This window comes from Aeromonas sp. A04 (assembly GCF_047780465.1).
GTDB lineage: Bacteria > Pseudomonadota > Gammaproteobacteria > Enterobacterales > Aeromonadaceae > Aeromonas > Aeromonas bestiarum.
In genome coordinates this window covers 129,747-143,706 of record NZ_JBLNHP010000003.1, presented here as the reverse complement: position 1 = coordinate 143,706, position 13,960 = coordinate 129,747, and the positions used below count along the sequence as shown (strand labels likewise).

Annotated in this window: 10 protein-coding genes; 4 read left to right on the top strand and 6 right to left on the bottom strand. The window is 64.1% G+C overall.

The genetic code is table 11. From position 1 onward, the window contains the following. Positions 1–61: 61 nt before the first annotated feature. From ACM3N8_RS11940 to ACM3N8_RS11930, 3 genes are all read right to left on the bottom strand, one after another. Positions 62–985, bottom strand: coding sequence for a LysR family transcriptional regulator (locus ACM3N8_RS11940; RefSeq protein ID WP_098980811.1), 924 nt, complete (start codon positions 983–985; stop codon positions 62–64). A 153-nt stretch (positions 986–1,138) separates the two neighbouring features. Further along, positions 1,139–2,335 carry an aromatic amino acid transaminase gene (locus tag ACM3N8_RS11935; protein WP_290019008.1) on the bottom strand — a complete coding sequence of 399 codons (1,197 nt, stop codon included), beginning with the start codon at positions 2,333–2,335 and terminating at the stop codon, positions 1,139–1,141. A gap of 200 nt (positions 2,336–2,535) precedes the next feature. Further along, positions 2,536–2,811: a metal/formaldehyde-sensitive transcriptional repressor gene (locus tag ACM3N8_RS11930; protein WP_005313657.1), complete on the bottom strand. Its 276-nt coding sequence runs from the start codon at positions 2,809–2,811 to the stop codon at positions 2,536–2,538. 71 nt (positions 2,812–2,882) lie between these two features. Here ACM3N8_RS11930 and dmeF point away from each other — a divergent pair, with 71 nt between their 5' ends. Further along, positions 2,883–3,839 carry a CDF family Co(II)/Ni(II) efflux transporter DmeF gene (dmeF, locus tag ACM3N8_RS11925; RefSeq protein WP_098980809.1) on the top strand — a complete coding sequence of 319 codons (957 nt, stop codon included), beginning with the start codon at positions 2,883–2,885 and terminating at the stop codon, positions 3,837–3,839. A gap of 62 nt (positions 3,840–3,901) precedes the next feature. Here the strand turns inward: dmeF and ACM3N8_RS11920 are convergent, their stop codons facing one another. Further along, entirely contained in the window at positions 3,902–4,312 is a 411-nt protein-coding gene (locus tag ACM3N8_RS11920; protein WP_043140700.1) for a hypothetical protein, read from the bottom strand. 265 nt (positions 4,313–4,577) lie between these two features. Between ACM3N8_RS11920 and pulA the strand changes: the two genes are divergently transcribed. Next, entirely contained in the window at positions 4,578–8,231 is a 3,654-nt protein-coding gene (pulA, locus tag ACM3N8_RS11915) for a pullulanase-type alpha-1,6-glucosidase (RefSeq protein ID WP_416016168.1), read from the top strand. A gap of 195 nt (positions 8,232–8,426) precedes the next feature. Here pulA and ACM3N8_RS11910 read toward each other — a convergent pair whose 3' ends face one another. Continuing rightward, a complete protein-coding gene (locus tag ACM3N8_RS11910) occupies positions 8,427–10,859 on the bottom strand; it encodes a zinc/cadmium/mercury/lead-transporting ATPase (RefSeq protein ID WP_416016167.1) in 2,433 nt (810 codons plus the stop codon). A 238-nt stretch (positions 10,860–11,097) separates the two neighbouring features. Here ACM3N8_RS11910 and tpx point away from each other — a divergent pair, with 238 nt between their 5' ends. Next, the gene (gene tpx / locus ACM3N8_RS11905; protein ID WP_416016166.1) at positions 11,098–11,598 is read left to right on the top strand and encodes a thiol peroxidase; all 501 of its coding nucleotides are present in this window, start codon (positions 11,098–11,100) and stop codon (positions 11,596–11,598) included. Between the two features lie 82 nt (positions 11,599–11,680). Here the strand turns inward: tpx and ACM3N8_RS11900 are convergent, their stop codons facing one another. Further along, positions 11,681–12,484 carry an ABC transporter substrate-binding protein gene (locus ACM3N8_RS11900; RefSeq protein ID WP_416016165.1) on the bottom strand — a complete coding sequence of 268 codons (804 nt, stop codon included), beginning with the start codon at positions 12,482–12,484 and terminating at the stop codon, positions 11,681–11,683. A 170-nt stretch (positions 12,485–12,654) separates the two neighbouring features. On the opposite strand from ACM3N8_RS11900, the gene ACM3N8_RS11895 reads away from it, so the two are divergent. Continuing rightward, positions 12,655–13,875 (top strand): DEAD/DEAH box helicase, encoded by a 1,221-nt coding sequence (locus ACM3N8_RS11895; protein ID WP_416016164.1) that lies wholly within the window; start codon positions 12,655–12,657, stop codon positions 13,873–13,875. The last annotated feature ends 85 nt before the right edge of the window (positions 13,876–13,960 follow it).

Sequence of the window (13,960 nt, the reverse complement as noted above, 5' to 3'; positions counted from 1 at the left end):
CTCTTCTCTTCGGATCTGTATTGGCGCCCGCAGGATCTGCAATGGGTGCCGCCTGGGTGGGCTAACCCAGTTCCCGGGCCAGTTGCAGGATCCGCTGGCGGAACCAGCGCCGCGCCGGCTCTTCACCGGCCGGGCCATACCACACCAGGCTGTGGGTGACGGCGCCATAGTCGAACGGGACCGGGCGGATCACCAGATCCCGGCTCATGGCCTGCTCGGCCCAGCCTTCGACGGCGGTGAGGATGAGATCGCTCTGGCGCAGCATGGCCGCTGCGCTGCCAAAGTCCGGCAGGGTGGCGCTGATCTGGCGGCGCACCTGCAACTGGGCCAGGCTCTGCTCGAAGAAGGGGTTGGCCAGCTCCTGATCGCGAATGGCGATATGGCGCCAGCTCAGGTAGGCATCCAGATCCCAGGGTTTGTCCAGCGCCGGGTGGCCCGCCCGCAGCAGGCAGACCAGCTTGTCTTCCCGCAGCGTCTCCCATACCAGCCCCGGTTGGCGGGGCAGGGGCTGGCTCTGGTCGTGGGGCAGGATCACGAAGTCGAGCTTGCCCGCCGCCAATGCCGCCAGCCCCTGTTCATCCTTGTTCCAGATATCGGGCACCAGACCGGGCACCTCCCGCATCAGTTGGCCTAGAATGGGGCCCATGGGCCAGACCATGCCGCTTTCCCGCAGGGCAAATTTCAGCTGTCCCTGCCAGGTGGCGGGGTCGAACCCGCCCTGGCTGGTGAGGCTGTTGAGCTCGCTCAGCAGCCGGTGCAGGGTGGGGCCGAGTCGCTCGGCAAACGGGGTCAGCAACAGCTGGTTGCCCTGGCGGTAGAGCAGCTGATCGCCGAGCAGATCCCGCAACTGGTTGAGGGTCTTGCTGACGGTGGAGGGGGTGGTGCAGAGCCGCTCGGCTGTGCGGGTGACGCTCTGGCTGTCGAGCAGCAGGTGCAGGGTGACCAGATGGCGGCCACCCAGCCGGGACAGGGCAATCAGATCCATAAAGACTCCACAAGCGAGACAAGTGCGGGCAGAGGCGGTCGATTGACCCGGTGGCGACCCCTCACAGTCACACATGACAGTGCAATCAGGTTCATGGCGGCTCCATAAAATCGGGACAAACAAAAAGCCCCGCCGAGGCGGGGCTTGAGCGGATTAGCCCTTGAGCACGGCCGCCATGGCGTCGGCCACGTAGTCGACGTTGCGGCTGTTGAGGCCCGCCACGCACATGCGACCTGAGCGCACCAGGTAGACGGCGAACTCTTCGCGCAGGCGGTCAACCTGCTCTGGCGTGAAGCCGGTGTAGCTGAACATGCCGCGCTGGCTGATGAAGTAGCCAAAATCGCGGCCAGGCACCTTGGCGCTCAGCACCTCGAACAGCTTCTGGCGCATGGCCTTGATGCGGGTGCGCATCTCGGTCACCTCACCGACCCAGAGGGCGTGCAGACTGGCATCGTTCATCACGGCCGCGGTGATTTGGCCGCCGTGGGTGGGGGGGCTTGAGTAGTTGCGACGCACGGTCGCCTTCATCTGGCCCAGCACCCGGCTCGCCTCTTCGGCATCCTTGCAGATGACCGACAGGCCGCCGCAACGTTCGCCGTAGAAGGAGAGGTTCTTGGAGAAGGAGTTGCTGACGAAGAAGCTGACACCGGCGGCCACCATGGCACGGATGGCGTAGGCATCCTCTTCCAGCCCGTCACCGAAGCCCTGATAGGCGATATCCATGAAAGGAATGAGATTTTTCTCGACCACCAGCGCAATGACCCTGTCCCACTGGGCAGAGGAGAGATCCACGCCGGTCGGGTTGTGACAGCAGGGGTGCAGCAGCACTATGCTTTTCGCCGGCAGGCTGCTCAGGCAGTCGAGCATGGCATCGAACTGGACACCGCCGGTGGCTTCATCGTAGTAGGGGTAGTCGTGCACCTTGATGCCGGCCCCCTCGAACATGGCCTTGTGGTTGTCCCAGGTCGGATTGCTGACCCACACCTCCGAGGTCGGGAAGTAGCGCTTGAGCAGGTCGGCGCCGATCTTGAGCGCGCCCGAGCCGCCTATGGTCTGGATGGTGGCGATGCGGCCGGCCTTGACCGCCTCGTGGTCGGCGCCAAACAGCAGGTGCTGCACAGCGGTGCGGTAGTTGGCGGCACCCTCCATCGGTTGATAGGGGCGCGGTGCCGGCGCGGCGGCGCGTTGGGCTTCGGCCTGCTGCACCGAGGCCAGCAGCGGAATGCGGCCCTGCTCGTCGTAATAGAGACCGATCCCCAGATTCACCTTCTGCTCGCGGGTGTCTTTGTGGAAGGTCTCGACCAGGGTCAGTATGGGGTCGCCAGCGTAGGCATCGACGTGTTCAAACATGGGGGGTCCTTGCGAAGTGGAATCCAGGGTAAGGCGATCAACGATCGGCGGTCATGATGGCGTAAAGCGGGCGAGGGCTCAAGTCTGAAACGGACCTGGGATGCCCGGCCGGCCCAGCCCGGCTGTCAAGAGGCCCGCACTGCCGACGCGTTTCACCGCAGGCATGCAGGCTGGCCGCCAGCGGGCAGGCGGGGGATCCCTTACTTCAGATAGGATCTCAGCACCCGCACCACCTGATCCAGATCCTCCAGCCGCTCGGCCGGGGTGGCCTCTTCGGCGCCCAGATGTTCGCGCATATGGCCCTCAAGCACCTCCAGCATCAGGCCGTTGACGGCGCCGCGGATGGCGGCTATCTGCTGCAAAATGGCGGCGCAGTCACCCTCCTGCTCCAGCGCGCTTTCCAGTGCGCCTGTCTGGCCCTTGATGCGGCGCACCCGCGCCAGCAGCTTCTTCTTGCCGTGAATGGTGTGTGACATGCAGGATCCTCTCGATCAATAAAACTATACTGGGGTATAGTATATTGCATTGTCGCCCTCAGGAGAAATTCATGTCATCCCTCGTCTCATCCCATTGCCATCAACCCGTCGTACACCAGGGCAATCCGCTGGCCGAACAGAAGACCCGCTGGGCCGTGCTGCTCACCGTCATCATGATGGTGGCGGAGATCAGTGGCGGCTGGTTCTACAACTCAATGGCGCTGCTGGCCGACGGCTGGCACATGAGCTCCCACGCGCTGGCGCTCGGCCTCTCGGTACTGGCCTACCGCGCCGCCCGCCACTTCGCCCGTGACCACAGATTCAGCTTCGGCACCTGGAAGATAGAGGTGCTTGGCGGCTTCACCAGTGCCCTGCTGCTGGTGGGAGTGGCCGGCATGATGCTGTTCGAATCTGTGTTCCGGCTGCTGGATCCCAGCCCGATCCACTATCAGCAGGCCATCGTCATCGCCATCGTCGGCCTGCTGGTGAACCTGGCCTGTGCCTGGCTGCTGAAGGACGATCATGGGCATCATCACGGTCATGACCATGGCCATCATCATGATCATCACGGCCACGATCATCATGACCATGCCGACCACCAGGGCCATCAGGATCTGAACCTGCGTGCCGCCTACATCCATGTGCTGGCGGATGCGGCCACCTCGGTACTGGCCATACTGGCGCTGGTGGGTGGCATGTGGTGGGGGGCCGACTGGCTGGATCCCCTGATGGGCATAGCGGGCGCCGTGCTGGTGGCCGTGTGGGCCTGGGGTCTGCTGCGCGACTCGGGCCGGGTGCTGCTGGATGCCGAGATGGATACCCCGCTGGTGGCGGAGATCCGCGAGGTGATAGCCGAGTTGCCGGAGGCCGAGATCCGCGATCTGCACGTCTGGCGGGTGGGGCAGGAGCAGTATGCCTGCGTGCTCTCCCTGCTGATGGCTGCCCCCATGCCTGCCCGGGAGATCCGCGAGCGACTCGCCATCCACGAGGAGCTGGTGCACGTCACCATAGAGATTGCCCAGCCCTGATCATGCCCGGCTGGTCGCACGAGACATGAAGAAGGGGCCCAGGCCCCTTCTTGTGGTTTGAATCAGTGGTGCTGGCCGTGATCATCGTCCGGCTTGTGCTGCCAGATGGCCCCCAGCAGCAGCTTGAGCAGCAACTGGGGCGGGTTGTCCAGCAAGGATCCCGACTCCAGCTGCAGGTGGCCATCGGCCCGAAAGCCCAGGCTGGCGTGGACTGTGCCATCTTCGCTGCCCACCTGGATGAGACCGCTCAAGGTGCCACGCTCCCCCGGCTGGCAGCGCAGGCGCAGCTCGCGCGGCTCCCCCAGCAGGGTGAAGGCCCGGCAGAGGGGCGGTGTGTCTTCATAGTCGGGCCAGTTGAAGAAGTGGTACTGCTCGGCGAGCACGCCCGCCTGCTGGCAAAATTGGTCAAACAACTGCGCGATCGCCTGATACTCCTGATCCAGCCGTTTGGCCTGTTCCTCAATTCGCTTCATATGCCGTGACTCCCTCTCTATCCACTTGATCGGAAATTGATTTTTCCGGTATGGACTCGTCTGTCTGCTGGTATGGGCCGAAAGTGAGGCCGGGTCTGTGAGCCCGATCCAACTTTCGTTATGAAAACGTTATCTTGTTGAAAATGGTTGGTTTTTTTGCCCTGCTGCTCACATTTGAAACGATTGCCGCTGATTAATATGACACCGCTCGGCAATGACCGGGTACTCGACTATCGAGACTAACTACAGCGGGAATTATAAAAAAATGGATATGAAAAAGACCAAAGTGGCGCTGGTAACAGCCTCACTGCTCGCGCTTTTGTCCGGCTGCAATGACAACAGCTCCTCCCCCACCCCTGGCCCCACTGACGGCCCTGTCGCCCGTCTGCCCAATGTGCAACCCCCTGCCGAGCAACTGGTGGCCGGGCCCGATCAGGCGGTGATCGCCCTGGTGGATACCCAGACCAGCGCGGCGCGCGGGGTGGATGGCCCCTTTGCCAACTACAGCCTGCACCTGTGGAACAACGACGCCTGCAGCGCCACCGCCGAGAGCGGCCTCAACGCGGGCTGGGATGACAAGGTCAATACCCCGGCGGCGGCCGACGGCTTCGGTCCCAGCTGGGTGGTACCGCTGGCCAAGCTGGAAGGCTGCATCAACTTTATCGCCCGCAACGGCGATCTGGCCAACCTGACCGGTGCCGACATGAAGGTGATCTTCAGCGATCACCCGGACCGCACAGTGGCCATCGTCGCGGGTAAGAGCGAGGTCTTCGGCAGTCGTGCCGACGCCTTCACCGCTGCCTTTGGCGTGGCGGGGGCCAGTGCCCATCTGATCGATGGCAACACCCTGATCTGGCAAGGGGGCAAGGACAAACCCCATGTGCGCCTCTATTACACTGAGTCGGGCACCATCAAGGCCAATGCGGAAGGGGTATTCGACTTCCCCTACATTGCCCTGACCCCGACCAGCCTGACCGCCGAGCAGCAGGCCAAGTATCCGCACCTCAAGGATGCCGCCGCCTTCGCCCTGCCGGCTGGCAAGGACCTCAAGCCCCTGCTCAAGGGCGAGCTGGTGGCCATAGGCACAGATGCCGACGGCATTCTGCAGGGGGCAACTCTGGTGCAGAGCGCCGGTGCCCTTGATGCCCTCTATGCCGACGCCGCCGCCAAGCTGGCCTATGGCGCCATCGTCGAGGGGGGCAATGTCACCTTCCGACTGTGGGCGCCGACCGCCAAGTCGGTCAAGCTGGCACTGTTCGATGACAAGCACAGGGCGCTGGGCGAGCGCACCATGACTCGGGACGAGGCCAGCGGCAGCTGGAGCGCGCAGGGTGGCAGCGAGCTGGTAGGCAAGTTCTACCGCTACGACATCCAGGTCTATCACCCGGTCAGCCGCAAGCTGGAATCCTATCAGGTGACAGACCCCTACTCCCTGAGCCTGGCGATGAACTCAGAGTTCAGCCAGGTGGTGGATCTCAATGATCCGGCCCTCAAGCCGGAAGGGTGGGACAGCCTGAAGGCGCCCCACAGCCAGCAGAACCCTGCCGACATCACCATCTATGAGGCCCATGTCCGCGATCTGACCGGCAACGACGACTCCACCTTGCCTGCGCACCGCGGCAAGTTCCTGGGGCTGACCGACAGCGACAGCGTGCCGGTCAAGCACCTGCAGGCGCTGGCCAAGAGCGGCGTCAGCCACCTGCATTTGTTGCCGGTGTTCGACATCGCCACCGTCAACGAGGATCCGGCCAAGGTGGCCAACCTTGCCGATGACTTCAGCAAGCTGTGTCAGGTCAACCCCGAGGTGCAGAACTCCAAGTTCGCCAGCCATTGCGGTGGCGGTCAGACCATAGAAGCCGTGCTCACCGATCTGCAGGGGGCCGACAGCAAGGAGAACCCGCAGGTACAGGAGCTTTACGGCTATCTGCGCGGGGTGGACTCCTTCAACTGGGGTTATGACCCTTACCACTACACGGCGCCGGAAGGCTCCTATGCTACCAATGCCGAGGGCAGCCAGCGCATCCTGGAGTTCCGCGAGATGGTCAAGGCCATCAAGCAGAACATCGGCATGAACGTGGTAATGGACGTGGTCTACAACCACACCAACGAGGCAGGCCTGGGTCCCAAGTCGGTGCTCGACAAGATTGTGCCCTGGTACTATCAGCGTCTCAATCCGGAGACCGGTTCGGTGGAGAACTCCACCTGCTGCTCCAACACGGCGCCGGAACACGCCATGTTCGCCAAGCTGATGGATGACTCCCTGGTCACCTGGGCCCGCGACTACAAGATAGACGCCTTCCGCTTCGACCTGATGGGCCACCACCCGAAAGATCAGATGGTGCAGGCGCTGGCCGCGGTGAAGAAGGTCAACCCCGAGATGTACTTCTACGGCGAGGGCTGGAACTTCGGCGAGGTGCAGGATGACAAGCGCTTCGTGCAGGCGACCCAGAAACACCTGGGTGGCACCGGCATAGGTTCCTTCTCCGACCGCTTGCGGGATGCGGTGCGCGGCGGCAGTCCGTTTGACGGTGGCGATACCATTCGCAAGACCCAGGGCTTCGGCAACGGCGCCCTGGTGGATGCCAACGAGATGGACGGCGTCGAGCTGGCCACGGCGCTGCATCAATCCGACCTGGTTCGCCTCGGCATGGCCGGCAACCTCAAGGATTTCGTGCTGACCGACAAGGACGGCATGCCGAAGAAGGGCTCCGACATCGACTACAACGGTCAAGCTGCGGGTTATGCCCAGGATCCGACCGAGATCCAGAACTATGTCGACAAGCACGACAACCAGACCCTGTTCGACAACCTGATCTACAAGGCGCCGGAAGGAGCCGATCTGGTGCGGATGCAGGGGGTGTCGCTGGCCACCGCCATGCTGGGGCAGGGCATTCCGTTTACCCACGCCGGTGTCGAGCTGCTGCGCTCCAAATCCATGGAGCGGGACAGCTACGACTCGGGTGACTGGTACAACAGAGTCGACTACAGCCTGGCCGACAATAACTTCAACAAGGGGTTGCCGCGCAAGGACAAGGATGGCGACAACTATCCGCTGATCGAGCAGGTGCTCGACAAGCACGTCAAGCCGAGCGGGGCCGACATGGCGACCATGGTGGGCTTCTACCAGGAGCTTGCCGAGCTGCGTCAATCCTCCCGTCTGCTGCGTCTTGGCAGCGGCGCCGAGGTGATCAAGCGGGTCGACTTCCGCAATACCGGCCCGGATCAGGAGCCCGGCCTCATAGTGATGACGGTGGATGACGGCATCAATGCGGGTGCGGATCTGGATCCGGCCATCGACGGTCTGGTGGTGATGATCAACGCCACCAATGCTCCCCAGAGCATCGGCGACTTCCGTGACGGCAATGATCAGCCCATCGATCTGAGCACCCTGCAACTGAGCCCGGCCCACCATGCCGGTAGCAGCATAGCCCGCGATGCCGCCGTCAATGGCGGTACCCTGACCCTGGGGGCCTGGTCCGCTGCCGTCTTCGTCAAGCCGCAGGCCGGTGTCCAGGGCGCGGGCCTGCCGGTGAGCAAGAAGACAGATCTGAGCACGGTTCCGCCGTTTGGTGACACAGATGTCTTCGTGCGTGGTTTCCTGAACCAATGGGATCCGGTCAACAAGATGATCTTTGGCGGCAACTTCACCTACGAGTTCACCACAGAAGTGACGGCCGACAAGCTGGGGATGACCCAGGTGAAGATTGCCGGTAGTGACTGGGGCGGCTCGATCAACTACGGCAAGTGCAGCAACACCGACCAGCTGGCGGTAGGCCAGGTCAGTGTGCTCTGTGCCAATGGCGGGGATCTGCCGTTCAATGCTGACAAGGCGGGCAGCTACAAGTTCGTCTTTACCGCCATGAACAAGGAGAAACCAAGCTTGAGTGTCAGCTTTACCGCACCCACTGCGACCAAGTAAGCAGCCCCATCGAGCCCGGGGCTGGCTCGGCAGCCCAGGGTTGAATTCCACCTTGCCAAGGGTGGGATAACGCCGAGAGCGTAAGCAAAGCGCGACTGCCAACCGGTAGCCGCGCTTTTTCTTTGTCGTCGTGGGCGAGGCAATAAAAAAGCCGCCCCACTGGGGCGGCTGTTGGCTGTGCCGTTAACGGCTGGCTTAGCGCTTGCGCAGCAGGCGCAGGGCGTTGGCCGTCACCAGGGCGGTGGCGCCGGTATCCGCCAGCACGGCAATCCACAGACCCGTGATGCCGAGCAGACTGGTGACCAGGAAGATGGCTTTCAGTCCCAGCGCCAGCGCTATGTTCTGGTGGATGTTGGCCAGCGCCGCCCGCGACAAGCGGATCATAGCGGCGATGCCACCGAGCTGGTTGTGGGTCAGGGCGGCATCGGCCGTCTCCAGCGCCACGTCTGTGCCGCCACCCATGGCGATGCCGATGCTGGCGCGCTTCATGGCGGGGGCGTCGTTGATGCCATCCCCTATCATGGCGACCTTCTGGCTGATGGCCAGCTTGGCTATCTCCTCCACCTTGCCCTCCGGCAGCAGGCTGGCGCGCCAGCCCATGCCGAGTTCGTTGGCAATCGCCTCGGCGGCGCGCGGGTTGTCGCCGGTCAGCATTATGCTGCGCAGTCCCAACCCCTTGAGCTCCGCCAAGGCCGCTGCCGCTTCGGGCCGGATCTGATCCCGCAGCGCCAGCAGGGCCGCCGGCGCGGCACCCGGCTGGCCGAGCACCACTACCGTCTTGCCCTGCTGCTCCAGGGTGGCTATCTGGGCGTTGAGGGCATGGCTCAGCGAGTCAATCCGGCTCGGCGCCAGCAGTTGCCAGAGGGTGCCGTCGATGCGCCCCTCCACCCCCATGCCGGGCAGGGCGCGCAGATCCTGAGCCGCGGCCAGAGTCAGTCCCTGCTCGGTCGCTTTGGCTACCACGGCCCGGGCCAGCGGGTGGTGGGAGCCCTGCTCTATGGCGGCGGCCAGTGCCAGCAGTTCAGCCTCGGGCCGGCCATTGAGGCTGACCAGCTCGGTCAGTTGCGGCTTGCCCAGGGTCAGGGTGCCTGTCTTGTCAAACGCGACTGTATCTATGTGGGCCAGCCGCTCCAGCGCGGCGCCGCCCTTGATCAGGGCACCCTGTCGGGTTGCCGCCGCCAGGGCGGAGGTGACAGCCGCCGGGGTGGAGATCACCAGGGCGCAGGGGCAGCCGATGAGCAGCAGCGCCAGTCCGCGATAGACCCACTCGTCCCAGCTCTGGCCGAAGGCCAGCGGCGGCACTATCACCACCAGCAGGGCGACCAGCATCATGGCCGGGGTGTACCAGCGGCTGAAGCGGTCGATGAAACGCTCTATGGGGGCGCGCTGGGTCTCGGCCTCCTCGATCAGGTGCAGTATGCGGTCGATGGCGTTGTTGCCGGGCTCGGACACCACCTCGAGGCGCAGCACCCGATCCGCCGCCAGACTGCCGGCGGGCACCTTGTCGCCCTGGCGACGCTCCACCGGAATGGATTCACCGGTCAGGGCGCTCTCATCAAAGGCGCCGAGGGTGTCGAGCAGACGGGCATCCGCCGGCAGGCGGGCGCCCGGGGCTATCTCTATGATGTCGCCGGGACGCAGCTGGTCGGCCGCCACCTCTTCCCGCACGTCACCGTCAACCGTGGTGCGGATCCGCAGCGCCTTGTCGGGCACCAGCGCCATCAGGGCCGTGACGCCGGCGCGGGCACGGCCGGCGGCGTAGGCCTCCAGATGTTCCCCCAGCATGAAGAGCAGCAGCACCATGGCTGCTTCGGCGGTTTCACCGAGGAAGAGGGCGCCCAGCGCCGCCACCGTCATCAGGGTTTCGATGGCGAAGGGGGAGCCGCTCTTGGTCAGGGCCCAGGCCTTGCGGGAGATGGGCCACAGGCCCCAGAGGGTGGCCAGGGTAAACAGCGGCTGACCGAACTCTTTCGGCAGCAGGGCCGCCACCAGCATCAGGCCGGCCAGCGACAGCGGCTGCCAGTATTTGGCGAGCAGGCTAATCTGCGGGCTGCGCCGCCTGGCGTTGTCGTCCCCGGGCTGAGTTGCGCCCTTGAGCCGGAAACCCGCGGCCAGCACGGCGGCGGTGACGGGATCGGGGGAGAGGCCGGGGGCCAGATCCACCACCAGCTTCTCGGTGGCAAACAGCACCCGGGCCTGCTGCACGCCCGCCACCCTGCTGACGGCTGTCTCGATCTTGCGGGCGCAGCTGGGGCAATCCATCCCCAGCACCTGCCAGCTGTGGCGGCGACTGTCCTGCTCCGGCGCGATTAACGGCTCGGCGGTTTGCTCATGGCGATCATGCTCATGATGGTCATGGTCATGGTCATGGTCATGGTCATGGGGCGGCTGCGGGCTGCAGCAGCCCTGGCTGTGACAGCCTGCTCTGGGGGGCTCTTCATCCCCCGGCGATTCACTCCCCCCCTGATCCTGATGATCATGGGGGGCCTTGCTGGCACAGATGCTGACCTGCGTGGCACTGTCACAGCAATGGCTGTCGTGCTGATGCTCGTTCTGACTGGTGGCAGACTTGCTGACGGCCTTGATGGGGGCGGCGGCAGCTTGATGGCTGCAGCAGGATTTGCTCATGATGAGTCCCTCTTGGATGGATCCCGCCGGTGCGAGATCTTCGATGACTGAGCCGAGTGTAAACCTTGGTGTTAAGTCCAAGGTCAAGCTCCTTTATCTTGCTGACTGAGCCGGCAGGGGCTAGCTGTCCGGGTCAGGATGAAGCGCCCTTATATCCTTGTGGTTGGCGGGTGTTTGTCACCGCCCGGCGCGCCTATACTGGGGAGCCCTATCCTCCCTCGATAATCAAGGACATAACATGAGCAATTCCGTTACCCTGCAAGGCAACCCCGTCTCCGTCGCCGGTCACTTCCCCGTTGCCGGTGAGCAGGCCAAGCCCTTCTCCCTGGTTGCCAAGGATCTGTCCGACCTGACCCTGGCGGCCTACGCCGGTCAGCGCAAGATCCTGAACATATTCCCGAGCGTCGATACCCCGACTTGTGCCACCTCAGTGCGCAAATTCAACGAACAGGCCAGCGCGCTGGAGAACACAGTCGTGCTCTGCATCTCCGCCGATCTGCCGTTTGCCCAGTCCCGCTTCTGCGGCGCCGAGGGTCTGGACAAGGTGGTGACCCTCTCCACCCTGCGTGGTGCTGCCTTCCTGCAGGACTACGGCGTGGCCTTCTCCTCCGGTCCGCTGGTGGGCCTGGCCGCCCGCGCCATAGTGGTGCTGGATGAAGAGAACAAGGTGCTGCACAGCGAGCTGGTGGCCGAAGTGGCCGACGAGCCGAACTACGCCGCTGCCCTGGCCGCGCTGTAAGTTTGTGAGTGCAAAAATCCCGCCACGGCACGCCGTGGCGGGATTTTTTATGGATGGTGTCTGGTCATCAGGGCGTGCTGGATTACGTCGGCGGGGCCAATGGCTCGGGATGGGGCTGCCACACCTCATAAGGGCGATGCAGCCTGGAGTAGATCTCGGCCAACTTGCCGGACGCGGCCAGCCGGTCGATGGCCGTGCTGAGGAAGTGATCCATATCATCACCCGCCGCCCCCTTGGCGATGATGAAGACATCCTCGAAATCGCCGAAGTGTTCCCGGTGGATGTTGGTCAGCCCCAGCTGACGCAGCACCAGGTCGGCTTCCTCCTGGGCCCAGATGAAGGCGTCGATGCGACCGCGTGAGAGCTTGCGCAGCGACTGCTCTATGCTCATGGACCTTTGCAGTGGAATGGGCAGAAAGCCCGGAGTGGCTTCGATCAGCAGATCCCGTTGGGTAGGCTCAACCCCATAGGCCATGTCGGTGGTGACGGGGTGAGCCGTGTTGCTGTAGATGACATGGGTGACTTTGCCAAAGCTGCGGGTGCTGAAGCGATAGGGCAGCATGTCCGCATCGTGCAGATTGCGGATCGCGGGCAGGCTGAAGTCGGCCTTGCCTGCGATGACACCGGCCATGGCACGGGCAATGGGGTATATGGTGATACGGATGCTGACTTCGGGAGACTGCTCATCAATCGCCCGCACCAGATCGACGAAGGGGCCCGTCTTGTCGGCGTTGATGAGGCCCGGCAGCTCGCCAAGATGGGCGTTGAGGATGCGAACCGGTTTGTCCGACGGCGTGGCCGGCGTGCCTGCCAGGGAGAGGCTCAGGGTTGTGACCCCCAGCAGGCCGAGCAGGAGAAACAGCAAGATGTAGATATGTCTGGTCATGATCTGGTCACACCCTTGGGAGATGGTTCCAGAAGTGTAGTCAGAGCCGCTTCGGCCAGATCGAACCGGGCTTGCCTGCAGGGCCGCGATGGATGGGGTTTTACTTATCGCTCCCTGCTCACTAGACTTCGCCTCCCACTTCTTTATTCAGCCGATATCTGCGTAGCCCCATGACCTTTAGCGAACTCGACCTCAATCCCGCCCTGCTGGCGGCCCTGCCTGCCAGCCTGCACACCCCGACCCGCATCCAGCAGCTTGCGATACCCGTGGTATTGGCGGGGCAGGATCTGCTGGCGCTGGCCCAGACCGGCAGCGGCAAGACGCTGGCATTCGGGCTGCCGCTGCTGCAACGACTGGATCCCGCCGCCAGTCTGGTGCAGGGGCTGGTGCTGGTGCCGACCCGCGAGCTGGCCACCCAGGTGAGCGCCGCCTTGCAAGGGGTCGCCGAGGCGCTGGGGCTGCGCGTTTTGACCCTGTGCGGCGGCGTGGCACAGGAGCGGCAACAGGCCGAGCTGGCGCTGGGGCCGCAACTGCTGGTGGCGACGCCGGGGCGGCTGCGGGATCTGCTCACTCAGCAAGTGCTGGGGCTGGATGGCCTGCAACAGCTGGTGCTGGATGAGGCGGATCGCCTGCTGGAGATGGGCTTCTGGCCCGACATCCAGTGGCTGATGAATGAGATGCCCGCCGAGCGTCAGACCCTGCTCTTCTCCGCCACCCTGCCCGCCGAGCTGGATGAGCTGGCGACCGGCCTGCTGACAGAGCCGACCCGCATCGAGGCCAATCCCCTCAACAGCCTGGTGAACGAGATCGAGGAGCGGCTCTATCTGGTCAACAAGAGCAGCAAGGTGCCGGCGCTGATCAGCCTGCTCAAGGAGCAGGCCTGGCCGCAGGTGCTGGTCTTCATCAGCGCGCGGGACGATGCCGATGGCGTGGCCAGGAAGCTGGCCAGGGCGGGGATCCCGGTTGCCGCCCTGCATGGCGAGAAGGAGCAGGCGGTGCGGGGTCAGGCGCTCGACGATTTCAAGGCCGGCAAGGTGCGGGTGTTGGTGGCCACCGACCTGATGGCGCGGGGCATACACGTGGAGGCGCTGCCGCTGGTGATCAACCTGGACCTGCCCGCCAGCGCCCCCGTCTATGTGCACCGCATCGGCCGCACTGCCCGCGCCGGGTGCGAGGGGCTGGCCATTTCGCTGGTGTGCCACGGCGAGAGCGATACCCTGGTGGCGATCCGCACCCTCACCGGCCGTGAGTTGCCGCTGGCGGAACTCGCCGGCTTCCCGGTGACCGACCTGCCCGCCAGCGGGGAGGGCAAGCGCCCCCCGCGGGACAAGCAGGCAAACCGCCGTACCGCCAACAAGCGCAGCGTCAAGCAGTTCAAGGGCAAGGCCTGATTCAAGGATGGACTGCCCGCTTGGGCAGTACCAAAGGACGCCGGTTTCACTATGCTCCATGGGTTCAACCACGGAGGGATAGGCA